Source organism: Vibrio sp. 1249-1, from assembly GCF_033340495.1.
On record NZ_JAWOWJ010000002.1, the window covers coordinates 413,130 to 428,597 of the forward strand.

The 15,468-nt window shown below is 44.7% G+C and carries 16 protein-coding genes; 6 read left to right on the forward strand and 10 right to left on the reverse strand.

Annotation, left to right across the window (positions count from 1 at the left end; all coding sequences use genetic code 11):
- The first annotated feature begins 58 nt into the window (after positions 1-58).
- Complete coding sequence (btuC, locus tag R7Z50_RS05305) at positions 59-1,054, forward strand: vitamin B12 ABC transporter permease BtuC (protein ID WP_042521936.1); 996 nt, start codon at positions 59-61, stop codon at positions 1,052-1,054.
- A complete protein-coding gene (gene btuD / locus R7Z50_RS05310) occupies positions 1,041-1,808 on the forward strand; it encodes a vitamin B12 ABC transporter ATP-binding protein BtuD (protein ID WP_080773704.1) in 768 nt (255 codons plus the stop codon). The genes btuC and btuD overlap by 14 nt, the downstream gene beginning before the upstream one ends.
- Before the next feature lie 70 nt (positions 1,809-1,878).
- Here btuD and R7Z50_RS05315 read toward each other — a convergent pair whose 3' ends face one another.
- The 3 genes from R7Z50_RS05315 to R7Z50_RS05325 form a co-directional block, all read right to left on the reverse strand.
- Positions 1,879-2,454: a nucleoside triphosphate pyrophosphohydrolase family protein gene (locus R7Z50_RS05315; RefSeq protein WP_042521933.1), complete on the reverse strand. Its 576-nt coding sequence runs from the start codon at positions 2,452-2,454 to the stop codon at positions 1,879-1,881.
- A gap of 110 nt (positions 2,455-2,564) precedes the next feature.
- Positions 2,565-3,137, reverse strand: coding sequence for a DUF1415 domain-containing protein (locus R7Z50_RS05320; protein WP_042521931.1), 573 nt, complete (start codon positions 3,135-3,137; stop codon positions 2,565-2,567).
- A gap of 89 nt (positions 3,138-3,226) precedes the next feature.
- Positions 3,227-4,450: an MFS transporter gene (locus tag R7Z50_RS05325; protein ID WP_006741641.1), complete on the reverse strand. Its 1,224-nt coding sequence runs from the start codon at positions 4,448-4,450 to the stop codon at positions 3,227-3,229.
- Positions 4,451-4,556: 106 nt separating this feature from the next.
- Between R7Z50_RS05325 and R7Z50_RS05330 the strand changes: the two genes are divergently transcribed.
- On the forward strand, positions 4,557-5,426 hold the full coding sequence (locus R7Z50_RS05330; protein ID WP_109168432.1) for a LysR family transcriptional regulator: 870 nt from the start codon (positions 4,557-4,559) through the stop codon (positions 5,424-5,426).
- Between the two features lie 27 nt (positions 5,427-5,453).
- On the opposite strand, the gene R7Z50_RS05335 is transcribed toward R7Z50_RS05330, so the two are convergent.
- The gene (locus tag R7Z50_RS05335) at positions 5,454-5,684 is read right to left on the reverse strand and encodes a glutaredoxin family protein (RefSeq protein ID WP_005377871.1); all 231 of its coding nucleotides are present in this window, start codon (positions 5,682-5,684) and stop codon (positions 5,454-5,456) included.
- Between the two features lie 138 nt (positions 5,685-5,822).
- On the opposite strand from R7Z50_RS05335, the gene R7Z50_RS05340 reads away from it, so the two are divergent.
- Together R7Z50_RS05340 and rlmF are read left to right on the forward strand one after the other, a co-directional pair.
- Positions 5,823-6,338: a M48 family metallopeptidase gene (locus R7Z50_RS05340; protein ID WP_005377870.1), complete on the forward strand. Its 516-nt coding sequence runs from the start codon at positions 5,823-5,825 to the stop codon at positions 6,336-6,338.
- Positions 6,325-7,452 carry a 23S rRNA (adenine(1618)-N(6))-methyltransferase RlmF gene (rlmF, locus tag R7Z50_RS05345; protein WP_065274415.1) on the forward strand — a complete coding sequence of 376 codons (1,128 nt, stop codon included), beginning with the start codon at positions 6,325-6,327 and terminating at the stop codon, positions 7,450-7,452. The genes R7Z50_RS05340 and rlmF overlap by 14 nt, the downstream gene beginning before the upstream one ends.
- Positions 7,453-7,524: 72 nt before the next feature.
- Here the strand turns inward: rlmF and R7Z50_RS05350 are convergent, their stop codons facing one another.
- The 6 genes from R7Z50_RS05350 to R7Z50_RS05375 form a co-directional block, all read right to left on the reverse strand.
- Positions 7,525-7,845: a hypothetical protein gene (locus R7Z50_RS05350; protein ID WP_053350410.1), complete on the reverse strand. Its 321-nt coding sequence runs from the start codon at positions 7,843-7,845 to the stop codon at positions 7,525-7,527.
- Positions 7,846-7,915: 70 nt separating this feature from the next.
- On the reverse strand, positions 7,916-9,511 hold the full coding sequence (locus R7Z50_RS05355; RefSeq protein ID WP_053303156.1) for a S41 family peptidase: 1,596 nt from the start codon (positions 9,509-9,511) through the stop codon (positions 7,916-7,918).
- 358 nt (positions 9,512-9,869) lie between these two features.
- Positions 9,870-10,634, reverse strand: coding sequence for a transcriptional regulator (locus tag R7Z50_RS05360; RefSeq protein ID WP_065274416.1), 765 nt, complete (start codon positions 10,632-10,634; stop codon positions 9,870-9,872).
- A gap of 30 nt (positions 10,635-10,664) precedes the next feature.
- Positions 10,665-11,339, reverse strand: coding sequence for a GntR family transcriptional regulator (locus R7Z50_RS05365; RefSeq protein ID WP_005377862.1), 675 nt, complete (start codon positions 11,337-11,339; stop codon positions 10,665-10,667).
- A 152-nt stretch (positions 11,340-11,491) separates the two neighbouring features.
- On the reverse strand, positions 11,492-13,024 hold the full coding sequence (locus R7Z50_RS05370) for an aldehyde dehydrogenase (NADP(+)) (RefSeq protein ID WP_318148961.1): 1,533 nt from the start codon (positions 13,022-13,024) through the stop codon (positions 11,492-11,494).
- 21 nt (positions 13,025-13,045) lie between these two features.
- Positions 13,046-14,047 carry a 4-hydroxyproline epimerase gene (locus tag R7Z50_RS05375; protein WP_318148931.1) on the reverse strand — a complete coding sequence of 334 codons (1,002 nt, stop codon included), beginning with the start codon at positions 14,045-14,047 and terminating at the stop codon, positions 13,046-13,048.
- Positions 14,048-14,156: 109 nt separating this feature from the next.
- Between R7Z50_RS05375 and R7Z50_RS05380 the strand changes: the two genes are divergently transcribed.
- Positions 14,157-15,413, forward strand: a complete 1,257-nt coding sequence (locus R7Z50_RS05380) for an NAD(P)/FAD-dependent oxidoreductase (RefSeq protein WP_182016181.1) — start codon at positions 14,157-14,159, stop codon at positions 15,411-15,413.
- Positions 15,414-15,468: the final 55 nt, after the last annotated feature.

The window sequence follows — 15,468 nt, forward strand, 5'->3', positions numbered from 1 at the left end:
TTGCAATTTACCGAGGCTTAACTGTAAGGTTAAGCCTCGTTTGTTTTTATCGGCCGCTATGGATTTTCAACAACTTATCCTGAACAAGGAACGACGCTGGCAACGTAACCTGATGGTTATGTCGATCGTGCTCGCTGTACTCTCTGCCATTCACTTGATGGTCGGAGAAATTTTCCTTTCTCCTTTTCAATCCTTATCTGCATTTGAACAGAAGTTATTGGTGGACTTGCGTTTACCGAGGTTAGTGTCTGCGGCAATTATTGGTGCTGCGTTAGCGGTATCTGGCGCGACGTTACAAGTGTTGCTTGGGAACGTGTTGGCTGAACCTGGCGTGCTTGGTATCTCTGGTGGCGCAAGCTTAGCAATGGTCTTAATCATGTTCGCGTCACCTGTTCTTCCTACCCCGATTGTTTTTATGTTGGCAGCGATTGCTGGCTCGATGGTATTCACGTTTGTTTTGGTGGCGATAGCAAGGGCAATGCACCTGACGACGGCTCGATTGCTTTTGGTTGGGGTCGCATTGGGTATTTTATCGAGCGCGATTGTGACGTGGGCATTTTACTTTAGTGATGATCTCAGTTTACGCCAACTGATGTATTGGTTAATGGGCAGTATTGGCGGTGCAAGTTGGTATCAACATACCGTTACTTTGGTGATGTTACCGGTGCTTATCTGGTTATGTTGTAAAGGCAAGTCGCTTGATAAATTGATGCTGGGTGAGATTCATGCGACCCAATTGGGTGTCGATGTGCATCAAATGCGTTGGAAATTGATCCTCGCCATTTCTGTTTTGGTGGGTAGCTCAGTCGCGTTGGGTGGCATCATCAGTTTTGTTGGTTTGGTGGTGCCGCACTTGTTGCGTTTGGCTTTTGGTACTGAAAACCGTTATTTATTGCCACTTTCTGCAATATCTGGTGCTGCGTTGCTTGTATTTGCTGACATCGGCGCAAGACTGTTATTGGACTCCGCAGAGTTACCTTTAGGTGTCATGACAACATCGATTGGCGCACCTATTTTCATCTGGATGCTGGTGAAGAGTCATGATGCACGTTAAACATATGTCGGTTGGTAGTCGATTATTGCCTCTTTCTTTTGAATGCAAAGCTGGCGAAATCGTACATATCGTTGGGCCTAATGGTTCCGGTAAGAGTACTTTATTGGCTGCGATTTCTGGTACGTTAAGTCACCGAGACGGTATGAGTGGTGAAGTGTACGTTGGCAACAAAAACTTGCTTACTTTACCGTTGTCAGAGCAAGCTCATGTTCGAGGTTATTTGTGTCAGCAATCGCGCCCAGCGTTTAATGTTGATGTGTTTCAGTATCTCGCTTTATCTCTGCCAAGTGGTGCTGAGATTGCGGATATCAAAGTGCGTGATGCTGTCAATATGGTGGTGGAGCTGGTACAACTGCAAGATAAGCTTCATCGCAGTATTCAAACATTATCCGGTGGTGAGTGGCAGCGTGTCCGATTAGCAGGTGTATGTTTGCAGGTGTGGCGTACCATTAATCCTTTTTCGCAGTTTTTAATTTTGGATGAGCCAGCAGCACCGTTAGATATTGCGCAAGAGGGTCTGCTCTATCAATTGATTAACACTATGGCGGCGCAGGGAATTGGAGTATTGGTTGCTAATCACGATCTCAATCGCACATTAAAGCACGCAGATAAAGTATTGCTGCTTAACAACGGTGTGCTGCACTCATCAGGAAGTGCCGATACTGTGCTAACGGAAGAAGCTCTCGGGGAAGTGTTCAATACTCAAGTCAAAAAGGTCATCGTAGATGAGCAACCTTATTTAATCTTTGATTAATGTTTAGGGACAATAAAAAACGACCTACTTGAGGTCGTTTTTTTTTAATCGAGATAGCCAAACTCAACGCTTATTGAGTTAACGGTTTTAGATCTGCAGGGCGGTAGTAAACAGATTTGAGTACTTTGCCTTTACGAATGGTTTTACCTTCCGATACGAAATCTTCGGCGCATTTCGCGATGATGTATTCACCTTTCTGCACCGCCATCAACTTGATGCCTTGTTCCGCGTAGAATGCTTCTGTTTCTGAGTACTCTTGCTCGTTACGGCATACTTTGCTCATGTTGCTTGAATGTACTTCATCCCAGCAAGGAATAAATTCGATACCACGGTTTACCGCAACGTTTAATAGAAGATCAATTAAGTAGCTGATCGCCAGGTTGTCTTCTATTTTGCTGTGGCCAAGATGAACGAGACGGCCCATTAATACATACACGCTGTCTACGATGGCATCTGCTTGCTCAGTTTTACAATCTGCTTCTGCTAGCTCTGTTAGCTCTTCGATCGCCAAAGAGGTGTGTAGTGTATCTGCTTGTGCATCAAGGCTTGCAGCGTCTGCGACTGGTAAGTCGAACGTACTACGGAACTCGGTGATATCACGGTATAAGTGATCAAAAATCTCTTGGGTTAGCTTTGACAGTTGCATTCTAATTTCCATTGAATCGATTGAAGCGGCAATGATACCAAACCGCACTTTGAACCCCAAGGGCATTGCATCTAACTGGTGATAAATCTGCCTTTGGGGAATGGTGGTGCTTAACGAAATAGGTAAGGGAACAGCTTTTTACGTTCTTCCTCTGAAAGGGCGGAAACACGAGCGATGTTCGTATCGGGAATGGATTTAGGATCAGGATAGTGTTTTAGTACCTTTTCCATACTCTCTTCGCGAATCAAATGGAAGATCGGGTAAGGAGAACGATTGGTCAGGTTTTCGTCGTCTTCAGGCCTTGCGCCGCCAAAACAGTAATCAGGATGGAAAGTCGCTACTTGGAAAATACCTTCCCAGTTTTGCTGCTTAATTAATCCTTCAACCCAATCTATGCAAAAGTTGTAGTCCCAGAAATCTTGTAGCATGTTGGGAACCACAACCAACGTGGTCTCAAGTTGTTCGGGTTCTGTGTTACTCAGCTCAATCAGCTGCAATAAAATATCTTCAAGAAGCGCTTCTTCTTGAGTCGCTTCACTAACAAAAATTTTGATTTGTTTATTACGTTGCGGTTTGGCAGCAAACGGACAAAGGTTGAGTCCGATTACCACATCGTTGAGCCATTGATCGACCTGTTGAGTGATCGCTTCGATATCTGTGTTTTGTGTTGAACGCGTTGACATACGACTTTCTGGTTTTTATTAAAGTAGCCCAAGCATAGCAGAGTTGGTTATCCAAGTAACCAGAGAGGTATTACGCAAATGAGCGTACCTTAGCTACTCTTTAAACTCGCAGCGTCAGGTGTTTGGTCAGTATGCTTTCTTTCGGCAATGTGTTTCAAATACGCAATCGCAGCAAACATTGCTAGGTAGACTGCGCTTCCCCCCATAAGAACACTCGACCAACCTCCATGCTGCCAACAATAAAGAAGTAAGAATCCTCCTAAGCTACCGCCTACGTAGTAGTGTACTAAGTAGAGCGCTGTCGCGGTGGCTTTGGCACGAGTGGCATTCTGACCGACCCATCCGTAGGCGAGGGTATGAGTAAAGAAGGCACCAAAACTTATCAACAACAATCCAAATAGCATTGCAGTCAAGCTTTCAACCGCCGCAATCCACATCCCCGTCATGCTCACTATCGCGCCTAAGAACATACCGAGGATTGATGAATAACGTTTACTCCAGTGGCCTGCGCAACGAGAGGAGAAAGTCCCTCCCAAGTAACAAATAAAGATCAGTGAGGCCAACCCGACGGGCACATTGTGAGGTTCACTCACCAGACGGAAACCCATGACGGAGTAAAGGTTGACGAACAAAGCAAAGTTGAGTCCTCCTATCAGCATCGCGAACCACACGCGTTGGTTTTTAAAATGACCAATAAGCGCACGATTTTGATGGCGCAAGCTGCTTGATGACGGGGTGAAGTTGCGCTGTGTTGGCAATAAATAGTGAACGCCAATGACACCAAGAAGAGTGAACACCATCATAACTTCTATGGCGACATCAACACTGAAATTGTCCGCCAATAAGCCGCCGCTAATACGCCCTGCAATACCGCCTAATGAGTTAGCCGCAATGTACGTTCCAATTGCCATCGAGAAAGCGTGCTTGTCGAGCTCTTCTGCCATGTAAGCCACGGCGACCGCAGCAAAAGCTGCGAGCGCGACACCGATCAGTGCTCGACATACCACCAAAAACAGAAATGAGTCACCAAACAGCATCAAAGCGGAAAGGGTAGGAATCGAAAACAGACCAGCCATCATGACTGGCTTTCGTCCCACTGATTCTGACAACACAGCCATCGGAACGAGGCTAAAAGAGAGAGCGAGTGTTGAGGCCGCAAATAACCAGTTAACTTGCGTTTCTGAGATCGTGAAAATTTGGGCAAAAGTGGGCAGCATTGGCTGTAGTAGGTATAAATTTGAAAAAACCAAGAAGGAACCAAGCGCTAGCGAGAGCGTAATGCGTTTGTATTCCGGTGTGCCAAAACTGACCATGAATCCTGCCTAATGTGAGCAAATGGAGAGACTGTGATCAATCTATCAGTTCGTTGTAAATTAAAAAAATATATTAAAAATATGGACACCATATATTTTTGATCTAATGGAATCGAAACAACTTAAACATTTTCTGGCGGTCGCTGAACATGGAAACATTACCCATGCGGCGAAAGCCCTGCATATTGCCCAGCCCGCATTAAGCATTTCTATCAAAAAGTTTGAGCAGTCTTTGGGCGTTACCCTATTTCGCCGTGATGATAAAAAAATCAGCTTAACGAAAGAGGGCGAAACGTTACTTGTGCATGCTAAGCGGGTGATTCAACAGTTGCACGACGCGCAGCTCGCGATTGATGAGTTGAAAGGTTTAGCGAAAGGCGAAGTAAGACTAGGGACGCCATCAATGATGGGCAGTTATTTCTTTCCACGAATTGTGATGGCGTTTAAAAGCCAGTTCCCGGAGTTAAAATTGACCTTGGTCGAAGCTGGGACTCAATCGATTCGTCGTATGCTGCTCAATGGTCAACTCGATATCGGTGTGATCAGTTGTGATAACGTGCCTGATGACCTAGAAACTGACCATTTGTTTACTAGCCAAATGGTCGCAGTTGTTTCACCTGAGCATGAGTTAGCCCAGCGACACGCTCTTACTTTTGATGAGTTCTTTGAACACGATTTGGTTATGTTTCAGCATGGCTATTTTCACCGCGAATTTTTGGATCAGGTGAGTGAGGAGCATGGGTTTACCATGAAGTCATCATTCGAGACCAACTTACTGCCTTTGATTTTGAGTATTGTAAAACAAGAGTTTGCGATTACCGCGTTACTGGAATTGGTGACTCAACATGAGTCGGGCGTTGTTGGCTTACCGTTTGAACCACCAGTGACGCTGGATCTGGCACTTGCTTGGCGCAAGCAGGGGTATTTATCAATAGCAGATCGAACGTTTATCGACTTTATCAAGCGCTACGTTTAAACGCAGCGCAGATTCATCGTCCGAGCACTAGTCGCCTTTGTACATCTTCTCGAAGTTCTTTGGGTTCCAGCCAATCATTACCCGATCACCAATTTTTAAAACTGGCACTGAACGAGCACCAAGCGCATCAAGTTCTTTGCGACCGCGTTGCATCTTAGCATTGCACAAACGATAGTTAATATTTTTCGAATCCAGATAACGTTGAGCATCTTTGCAGTGAGGGCATTTGTCTTTGACGTAAAGGACGACACGTTTCATTGAGTTTCTCTCCATTATCATTGGGAGGCGAAGTTTAACGGCCTTTCACAATAAATGAAAGGCGAAAGCTAAGGTGAAACTGTCCTTTATCTCAGGTATATTGAGCGCCTTTATTTTGTCATAACAGACGTTAATTCTATGCATCCGTCACTTCGATACATTCAAGGCTACCCACAAAACATCGTAGAGCAGGTGAGCTCATTGATAGCGAGTGGCAAGTTTGTTCCTTGGTTCGAGAAGCGTTATCCCGACAGGCACCAAATCAAAAGCGAAAGGGCGCTCTATGAGTACGCCATGGCAATCAAAAACCGCTACATGAAGAAAGCCGCGCCAATCAGTAAAGTTGTCTACGATAAGAAAATTCACGCGGTAAACAACGCGCTTGGTTTGCACAGTGTAATCAGTAGAAACCATGGCGGTAAGCTGAAGTCGAAAAACGAGATTCGCATTGCCAATGTATTTAAAGATGCGCCCGAGCCACTATTAAGGATGCTGGTGGTACATGAGTTGGCACATACTCGTGAGAAAAACCACGACAAGGCGTTCTATCAGTTATGTTGCTACATGGAGCCTGAGTATCACCAACTCGAATTTGATGCTCGTTTGTTTATGATTTATCTCGATTTAAAAGCGAATTTGAATGAAGAACAATAATCACAACGCGAAGCAAGCAAAGCCAAAGGCTTCAATGGCGGCTCAGAAGAAAGACGCGAATAAAGACAAGCCGAAGCGTGTTAAAGACAAAGTTGCGCGCAAATCCCCTCAGCCTGCAGGAAAGAGCGAAGTCGAGTTCATAAAAATAGCGAAGAATGGTTTGCATGAGCGTAATGTTCATCGAGGTCGTTACGATTTTAAAAAACTCGTGGAAAGTGAACCACAGTTAAAGCCATTCGTTATCAAAAATCCGAAAGGGGAAGATTCCATAAACTTCTCTGATCCTAATGCTGTTAAAATGCTCAATAAAGCATTGCTTGCTGCGTATTATGGTGTCGAGTTCTGGGACATTCCCGACACCTACCTTTGCCCACCGATTCCGGGCCGCGCTGATTACATTCACCGAGTGGCAGAACTACTTGATAGTGAAGTAAAAGGTCAGTACGCGCACCAAAAAGTGAAAGCGTTGGACATTGGCGTGGGAGCAAACTGTATTTATCCGATTGTTGGTGTAACAAAATACGGTTGGCACTATACGGGCAGCGATGTCGATCCAAAATCCATCCAATCGGCTCAAACGATCGTAGAGCACAATCGTGTTTTGACGGGAAAAATTGCACTGATACAGCAACACAATGATGCCAATATTTATCGAGGTATCATTCAACCGAATGATCGTTATGATGTGACGACATGTAATCCGCCATTCCACCGTTCGGCGGAAGATGCCGCTATGGGCAGCCAGCGTAAAATCGATAATCTAAAAGCAAACCAGCGTAAGAAAGGGCTAAAACCTCAAACCGCACAAGTAAAGACAAGTAAGCCCGCGTTGAATTTTGGCGGTCAAAACGCTGAATTGTGGTGTGAAGGTGGAGAAGCGGCGTTTATCCGAAAAATGGCGAATGAAAGCCAAGCTTTTGCCGCGCAGGTCTTGTGGTTTACAACCCTTATATCCAAAAAAGACAACGTTCGCCCGATGCGTAAGCAGCTTGAAAAATTGGGTGTGAAAGCCATTCGTGTGGTTGAAATGAGCCAAGGACAGAAAGTGAGCCGCTTTGTAGCTTGGTCATACATGGATAAGCAACAGCGCAAAGCATGGATTGAACTAAAGTAACGTTGACCGTTTCACACTGAACAATAAAGTAGGAAGCCCGCTGATATCAGCGGGCTTCTCTTTTTGGGAGATCTAAAACTTAATGATGGGCTCACAATCTAGTGAACTGAGAGTGACAAAGGTATCTGTTTTGGCGTAGTACAAGCCACAGGTTTCACCTCTTATCTGCAACGTATATTGGTCTGGAAGATCCGTATAGCTGCCATCCAGCAGTTGATTGTTGTTACCTTTTACTCGTCCTTTTTCAATCAACAAATGCGGTGAGGATTCAAATACGTTATTTGCGATTCTAGGTGCTGGTGTCCCTTGGATTTCTGCGATCGCGTTTTGAATTTCTATGACTGTTTCCGGAGAGTTCTTTTTACTCAATGCTTCAACGGGTTCTTGTGACATAGCTTGACATCCTATCAAAGAAATTGAAGTGCCTAGGAAAAGCGCAACCCGAATTAGCATTCGTAAAAAGTTAGTTGATCTCAACATGAATTGCCTCTGTTCGTAGCGGAGAGCGAAGATCGCTTAACTCCGGAGATGAAATGTTACGCGGCATGGCGTTGAAACTTGAAGGGGATACTGGCGGACAGGTTCCTGTTTCCATGTAGTTTAGCGCCGCAGAAAGCATACCTTCAGACGGATCGCCTAATGGTTTTGTTAGGTCATCATTGACCCAGCAACCTTCCACTCTATTGTTTAAGCCTAGCTCGGTATTGATTTGGCTCTTTGGAGTAGGAATAAAACCATCAGCGAAGTCGCCAAATTTTTTCTCGTTCGCCGACTTGAACTGAATAGTGTAGTACATAGTGCCGCAGTTTTGTTCTGGTGAGAACCCATACGGTTTACCTGTGGTTGTTGAACCTATTTGGATAACCTCCACGTCAATGCCGCGCAAAGCGTTGATTAGCAGTTCACTTGAGGAAGCCGTGCCTCCTGAAGTCAGCACATATACGCGCTTTTTGTTCAGTGTCGGAAGCACTTGATCCGAATATTTCTGTGCTGCCCAGTCTATTGCTAGATTCGTAAAGCGATAGATGTTATCCCCATCTTTAATGGTACGCATCACTTTGTCATTATGAATCAACTCACTGAAGACTCGGTTCTGACCAGCACCGCTTAGCATGTAGCCTACTTGCGAGGACTGAAGGACTAAGCCACCGCCGTTGTAACGTAAATCAACGACGATCTCGTCAACATTCTCTGCTGAGAGCGTACTGAATGCCTCAATAAGCGGGGCTTGAGCGCTTGGTTCAAAGGAGTTGTATTGCAGATAGCCGATCCGCATACCATTGTGTGTAATCACTTTGGCATTTTTAACTGGAGAGGTCATGACATCAGAGGCGGTAAGCGTCACGGTTTTCTCTAGACCGTCAACACTCTCAAATGTGAAGGTGTAATCTTGATTGATGTCAGGGTTAAAGAGCGTTTTGTTGATAAAATCAATGTCGGACTGACTACCGGTGTTAACCACATCAATATTATTGATTTTCAGAAGCTTATCACCACGAGCAATGCCGCTTCTATCAGCTGGCGAGGCTTCTTCAGTGTAGGAAATACGAACGTCTCGAGGTTGTACGCCACGTAGGAATGCCCAGTTAAAACCAAATCCAGCAACTAAACCGGATTGCGATGATTTCATATCATCCTCATAAGGGACGGTAAAATGGAAGCGATCTTTTGGTTTACCCGTCGCGGTAGTAGCAGAGGTGACCAGCGTATTGAAGTAATCAGTAACAGTTTTGTAGTTTGCTGGATTATTATCAGGAACCTCGTCATACCATAGATACGTTTCGTTAGTAAAAGCTCTTAAAAAGAGTTTTTCGTGTAATGCAGAGCCCAATTTATCTGGATAGGCGGCATAGTTGTCATATGGGTCCAGTCCGACGCGGGGCGTTTCACATTGGTTGATAAACGTTTTCGACGATTGGCTAAAATCATGAACTTTCCATGTTGGACCGTTTGCACTGCTAGTGGATGGAGTAGGTGATGAGCTATCACCGCCGCCACCGCCACAGCCTTGTAATAATGCGAGAGTGACTGCCGTTGCTAAAGAATACTTAAATTTCACTTTTCTATGTCCTTATAAATAATAGAATTATAATTATGTGTTTTGCTTTTGTTTTTATTAGCTAGGTGAATGTATTAATTTAATTTGTTCGTCTGCAAATTTATAGTTAAATAGTGTGAGGTAAATAACGTAAAAAAGTTGTCTTTTATCCTTAAGCTAAATGAGTCATTACTTAAGTTTTCTGTCTATTTCAAAAGATCTAACAAGACAATTAATAAGTGTGAAATTAAGACAAGTTCTTAGTTGACTAAGCGATGCTTGCTAAATCAGAATTAGATTCAGGAAACGCTTTGAATCAATAGTTTGGTAGGGATATATGATGTTATCAGGGGTTTGTTTGATTTATTTGTCTGATGCTTTAACTTAATTTAGTGAGTTGAGCGACGAGCTTTAATAGGCTTCCGTCAATGTTAGGTAAATCATCAGCGAAAAATATCTGAGAACCAGGAGTGCAGCGCATTAATATATTTGTTAGTTCACCTTCATTGTTGGAAGTGTTAACTGCGTTAAGTTTCGCTAATTTATTACAAAGCTCGTCCTCTATTTGCACTTTCTGCTCTTCGGTGAGCCTAATGCGACCTATACATACGCCTGGGTTGATATCATGAGAAAGCGAATCTTGTTGAAATCGCTCTTTGAATAAGGTGTCTAATGCCGTACCTTCTTCCATAATAAATCGACGACCAGAACGGTAAAACAAGCCGTCTCCGAAGTTTTCGACATATCCTAGAATTTCCGCGATACGCAAATAGAATCGTAAGCTTGTATCAGAAAGTCCGTAAGTTTGGGCTATCTCTTGCGGTTTAATATCACGAGAAGTCAGCATATAAATAAAATCAAGTAAATAAGGATGCTCAACGAAAAGGGCGCTCTCTTCATCTGTTAGCATTTGCTCGTTTTGGTGCTGAAGCTCGTTGGCTAAGGTTGCGAGTTCGACGAGATCGGTATTCAGGTAGTTCAGATAAATAAGTACTTTATCCAAACCTAAAGCTGGATTATGTAGGTGGCGTTTAATACTAGATAAAGGGATGCCACTTTTCTCTGACAAGGAATTGTAGCAAAGCCCTTCTTCTTTAATCTTTTGTCGTAGCGCTGCGAGTAAAAACTTTGGTCCAACATTCATCCTTGAACACCACCTTATTCGTTATTCCGTTTACTGGCTGATATTTTGCCTTTCAAGCAGCAGGTTTCGAATCGCTGTGCCCGCTTCTAGAATGTGTTTTTTCAGCAGGTACTTGGCGCCTTCGATATCGCGATTTTGGCACATTTCAAACAAGCTTAAGTGCTCTTCTTCTGCCTTTTTAATGCCTGTAGTAAACAATAGCTGCATGCGTATGTATCGGTCACACTTTGTGTTCAGGTTGTAAATGACGTCCATAGTTTCAGGCATGTTGGCTGGCGCATATAGGGCTTTGTGGAACTCGTAGTTGTAGTTGCTCCATTCTTCTACTTCGTCACCACTGTTCACTACTGACTCGAAACGTTCACGAACTTCGCGCGCGCGTTCAAGGTCAGCGTCTGTCATATTTTGAATCGCGCGCTCTAAAATGTGGCATTCCACGACAGCGCGCAGTTCAAATAGCTCATTGATTTTCTCTGGAGATAGCTCAGTGACCGTCGCACCTTTGTGAGGTTCAAAGCTAACGAGTCCTTGTGCTTCCAATTGAACTAACGCTTCACGCACAGGAATTCGGCTAACATTAAACTCTTTTGCTAACGCATCTTGACGTAAAGGTTGACCAGTTTTTAACTCGCCCTTCAAGATCTGAGTTCGAATTGCTTCCTCAACGAGCTGAGTGCGCGTTTTAAAAACAGGTTTCTGTGACATTGAAGTCTCCCGTGAAATTAATATTGTATCCAATCCATTTTACTTTAGTAGTTTATTGTTTTTCTGGCACAAACCAACTAGGAAAGAAGGTTTTGAGAAGTAGAGTGAAATAAAAGGCATCAGTTGATGCCTTTTTGAGCCATTTGTTGATCTTATTGGGACACACTGCCATCTATGGCGCGTTGAATACCCAGTGGGTTCGACGCTTTTAATGAATCCGGCAATAAAGATTCTGGCAAAGCTTGATAAGAGACCGGACGCAACCAACGATGAATAGCCTCCGCACCGACAGATGTTGAGGCAGAATTGGTTGAAGCCGGATATGGTCCACCATGAACCATAGCGTAACCAACCTCGACGCCAGTTGGCCAACCGTTGAATACAAGGCGTCCGGCGATTTCTTCCAAACTTGGAAGCAGTTGCTTGGCTTGTTCTTCGTCTTCAGCGGTAGCGTGAAGGGTTGCGGTGAGCGATCCAGTCAGTGAATCACTCAGTTTCAACATGTCATCGAAATCTTCACAGATTACGATTAACGATTGAGGACCAAATATTTCTTCCTCCCATTGCGGGTTTTCACGCCAGTTTTTACTGTCCGTCACGAACAGTGCTGGTGAGACATTGGTCGTTTCTGCTTGTTCAGAACGAGTGACGTTAATGCCTGTTTCGGAAGCTCGCTTATCCACTTCGGATTCATACGTTTCTCGGATTCCTTGCGTTAGCAAAGTGGCCGTTGATTGTTGTCGAATTAACCCTTGAGCGATTTCGATAAAGGCTTGCGTTTCTGGGCTATTCAAGACAAATACAACGCCTGGTTTTGTACAAAATTGTCCACAGCCCAAAGTCATAGAAGCAACAAACTCTTCAGCCAATGAGGCGTTTGCTCGTATGGCTGAAGGGAGAATAAATGTTGGGTTAATCGCCCCTAGTTCACCATAGAAGGGGATTGGCTCTGGTCTTTGCTGAGCTAGATTGAACAGCGCACGGCCACCACCGACGGAGCCTGTAAACCCAACCCCTTTAATTTTTGGATGGGTAACGAGTGCTTGGCCAAGTGCGCGTTTGTTGCCTTGCAATAGCGTGAAGATGGCTTGCGGTAAGCACTCTTTCTCCAGTGCAGCCTCAATACACTCTGCAACAAGTTGACTGGTGCCAGGGTGGGCGGTATGGCCTTTTACAATCACAGGACAGCCAGCTGCCAGTGCCGAAGCCGTATCACCACCTGCCGTAGAAAATGCGAGCGGAAAATTAGACGCACCAAACACGGCGACAGGGCCAATTGCGATTTGTTGACGGCGAATATCTGGTTTTGGCAGTGGTTGACGGTTTGGGTTTGGCGTATCGAAAATTGCTTGATGGTGATTACCCGATCTCACAACCTCGGCAAATAGTCTTAATTGGCTCGCGGTACGTCCTATTTCACCGCTTAAACGTGCTTCGGGAAGGGCAGTTTCCAAATGAGCACGAGCAACGATTTCTTCACTCTTCACTTCCAATTCAGAGGCGATAGAGCAAAGTAAGCTCGCTCGCTTTGCATTGCTTAGTTGGCGAAACTCACGCGCAACGCTTTGGGCGGCTGAGGCGGCTTGATTAACTTCTTGCTCTCCATGTACCGGAAACGCTGTGGGTAGAGGCTCACCAGTAAAGGCGTTGACTGCGTAAAAAGTGGTTGGTTCTTGTGGGTTCATCATTCTTCCTTACTATCCTTATTACTTCACTTCAAATCCGTACGCATATGGGTCTTCATCGTCTACCCATATCGTGTTGTGACCGTATACTTGTGCCCATCCTTCAATGCTTGGCAAAATAGCGGCTTTGCCATTCACTTCGGTAATGCCTTCTATACGTCCTTGAAATAGGCTGCCGATGATACTTTCGTGAATAAAGTCTTCTCCTTGATTGAGTTTGCCTCTTGCATGCCATTGCGCCATGCGTGCACTAGTACCCGTACCACATGGCGAGCGATCCAACGCTTTGTCGCCGTAAAACACAGCATTTCGAGCGGTGGCGTTTTCTTGAGTGGGCTCTCCGGTCCATAGCACGTGAGAAACACCGCATACTGTTGGATCTTCTGGATGTACGCACTCAACCGCTCGAGATACCGCTTCGCGAACTTTTGGTGAAAGCATCAAAATTTCATCTGGAGAGTAGTGTTCAAGTCCGGCATAGTTTTCTTGAGGATCGACGATTACGTAATAGTTTCCGCCATAAGCAACATCGACAGTGAGCTCACCTAAGCCCTCTATGTCCACGGTTACGTCTTGGTGGGCAAGGTAAGCTGGTACGTTAAATATCATCACCGACGTTACCTTGTCACCTTTTATTTGGTAGTGCACTTCGATTTGTCCTGCTGGGACATCAAGTATCAAACGTCCTTCTTTTTTGGGAGTGATAAGGCGGTTCTCGATAGCGGTAGTGACGGTTCCAATGGTGCCGTGGCCACACATTGGTAAGCAGCCACTGGTTTCAATAAACAGAATTGAAGCGTCTGCGTTATCGCTGCAAGGAGGCAAGACAACTGACCCCGACATCATTGAGTGTCCGCGAGGCTCAAACATGAGTGCCTGACGAATCCAATCATAATGCTCAAGAAAGTATTGGCGCTTTTCGCTCATGGTATTGCCTTCGAGTGGAGGCACACCGCCTGCGACCAGCCTAACTGGGTTGCCGCAGGTGTGGGCATCAATACAGAAAAAAGTTCCTTGTCTCATTTTTCGCTCCTTGCTGAAAAAATGGTTGAATTAAACAATAGTGATGTTAACGTAATGTAAAATATATTGTATACAATCTACGTTTTCAAGTGTGACTCGGAGCATATTTATGTTGGTCAAGGATGAAACCAAAAAGGAAAGGATCGCCGTGATAGGTGCGGGGATTATTGGCTTATCAATTGGATTGAAGTTGCAGCAGCAAGGTTATCAAGTCACGATTTTTGATCCCAATGGCGTGGGGAATGGATGCTCTAAGGGAAATGCAGGTCATATCGCCACTGAGCAAATCTTCCCTCTTGCAACGCCAGCGCTGCTTCCACAATTACCTAAAATGCTGCTAGATTCCAAAAGTCCGGTTTCGATCCGTTGGCAAGATATTCCAAATACAATCGGGTGGATGATTCGTTTTCTATTACAAACAAAGCCATCAGCCGCGGAGCGGGCAAAAAACGCGATTAAGAGTCTTAACGAGCGGTCAGTGGCAAGTTGGCGTGGCGTGCTTGATTCAATCGGAAAAGCACATCTAATAAAAATGAATGGTTCATTGCTCACTTTTGAAAACGAGAAACTGTTTCAGAATTATCAAAGCACGCTTAACTCACTGGCTAAAAACGGTGTGGCGTATCAAGTTTGGACACAAGAGGCGATTCGAGAGCGGATACCTGATCTCAGCCATAAGGTTCGTGTCGGCGTCTTTTTTCCCGATACAGGTCATACGCTAGACCCTTATCAGCTCTGTGTTGAGCTAAGTGAAGCTTTTGAAGTTCTTGGCGGTAAGGTTTTACAAAACGGTGTATCTGCGTTGGCGAAAAATGGCGAGGTGCTGGTTGAGTCTCAAACGTATTCATTTGACCGAATCATTGTTGCCGCTGGTGTACATTCTAAGCCTTTGATACGGCAGCTAACCGGAGTCAAAGTGCCTATTCAAGCCGAGCGAGGTTATCACCTAATGGTGGACGACAAGCATGATGTACTGCCATTTCCTATTAGCTCTGCCGATAGAAAATTCATCATGACTCCGATGTCTGGTGGGCTACGCTTGGCAGGCACTGTTGAGTATGCCGATGTAGAGTCACCACCCAATATGAAACGTTCAGAAATGCTTTTTAAGTTAGGTGATGAGATGTTTGAATCGGGGTTACATCCACTCAAGCAAGGAGAAAAGTGGATGGGTAATCGGCCTTCAACAGTCGACTCGTTACCGGTTATTGATAGCATTTGGGATGGAAATGTATTACTGGCATTTGGCCACCAACACCTTGGATTAACTCAAGCGGCGATTACGGCAGATCTCCTTTTAGAGCTTATCGAAGGAAAGCCGACATCGATTGATCTTTCACCTTTTTCACTACAACGATTCGCCTGAAAAATTTAATATTAAATATTGTATAAAATATATTAAATGCTAATGTTAACTTAAT

Excerpts from the sequence above, each read along its gene's own strand:
- R7Z50_RS05325 (WP_006741641.1), bottom strand. The coding sequence starts at position 4,450 with ATGGTCAGTTTTGGCACACCGGAATACAAACGCATTACGCTCTCGCTA.
- rlmF (WP_065274415.1), top strand. The coding sequence starts at position 6,325 with ATGAAGAACAATAATCACAACGCGAAGCAAGCAAAGCCAAAGGCTTCA.
- R7Z50_RS05375 (WP_318148931.1), bottom strand. The coding sequence starts at position 14,047 with ATGAGACAAGGAACTTTTTTCTGTATTGATGCCCACACCTGCGGCAAC.
- R7Z50_RS05370 (WP_318148961.1), bottom strand. The coding sequence starts at position 13,024 with ATGAACCCACAAGAACCAACCACTTTTTACGCAGTCAACGCCTTTACT.
- R7Z50_RS05350 (WP_053350410.1), bottom strand. The coding sequence starts at position 7,845 with ATGTCACAAGAACCCGTTGAAGCATTGAGTAAAAAGAACTCTCCGGAA.
- R7Z50_RS05365 (WP_005377862.1), bottom strand. The coding sequence starts at position 11,339 with ATGTCACAGAAACCTGTTTTTAAAACGCGCACTCAGCTCGTTGAGGAA.
- R7Z50_RS05320 (WP_042521931.1), bottom strand. The coding sequence starts at position 3,137 with ATGTCAACGCGTTCAACACAAAACACAGATATCGAAGCGATCACTCAA.
- btuC (WP_042521936.1), top strand. The coding sequence starts at position 59 with ATGGATTTTCAACAACTTATCCTGAACAAGGAACGACGCTGGCAACGT.
- R7Z50_RS05380 (WP_182016181.1), top strand. The coding sequence starts at position 14,157 with ATGTTGGTCAAGGATGAAACCAAAAAGGAAAGGATCGCCGTGATAGGT.
- R7Z50_RS05360 (WP_065274416.1), bottom strand. The coding sequence starts at position 10,634 with ATGAATGTTGGACCAAAGTTTTTACTCGCAGCGCTACGACAAAAGATT.
- R7Z50_RS05315 (WP_042521933.1), bottom strand. The coding sequence starts at position 2,454 with ATGCAACTGTCAAAGCTAACCCAAGAGATTTTTGATCACTTATACCGT.
- R7Z50_RS05340 (WP_005377870.1), top strand. The coding sequence starts at position 5,823 with ATGCATCCGTCACTTCGATACATTCAAGGCTACCCACAAAACATCGTA.
- R7Z50_RS05330 (WP_109168432.1), top strand. The coding sequence starts at position 4,557 with ATGGAATCGAAACAACTTAAACATTTTCTGGCGGTCGCTGAACATGGA.
- R7Z50_RS05335 (WP_005377871.1), bottom strand. The coding sequence starts at position 5,684 with ATGAAACGTGTCGTCCTTTACGTCAAAGACAAATGCCCTCACTGCAAA.
- btuD (WP_080773704.1), top strand. The coding sequence starts at position 1,041 with ATGATGCACGTTAAACATATGTCGGTTGGTAGTCGATTATTGCCTCTT.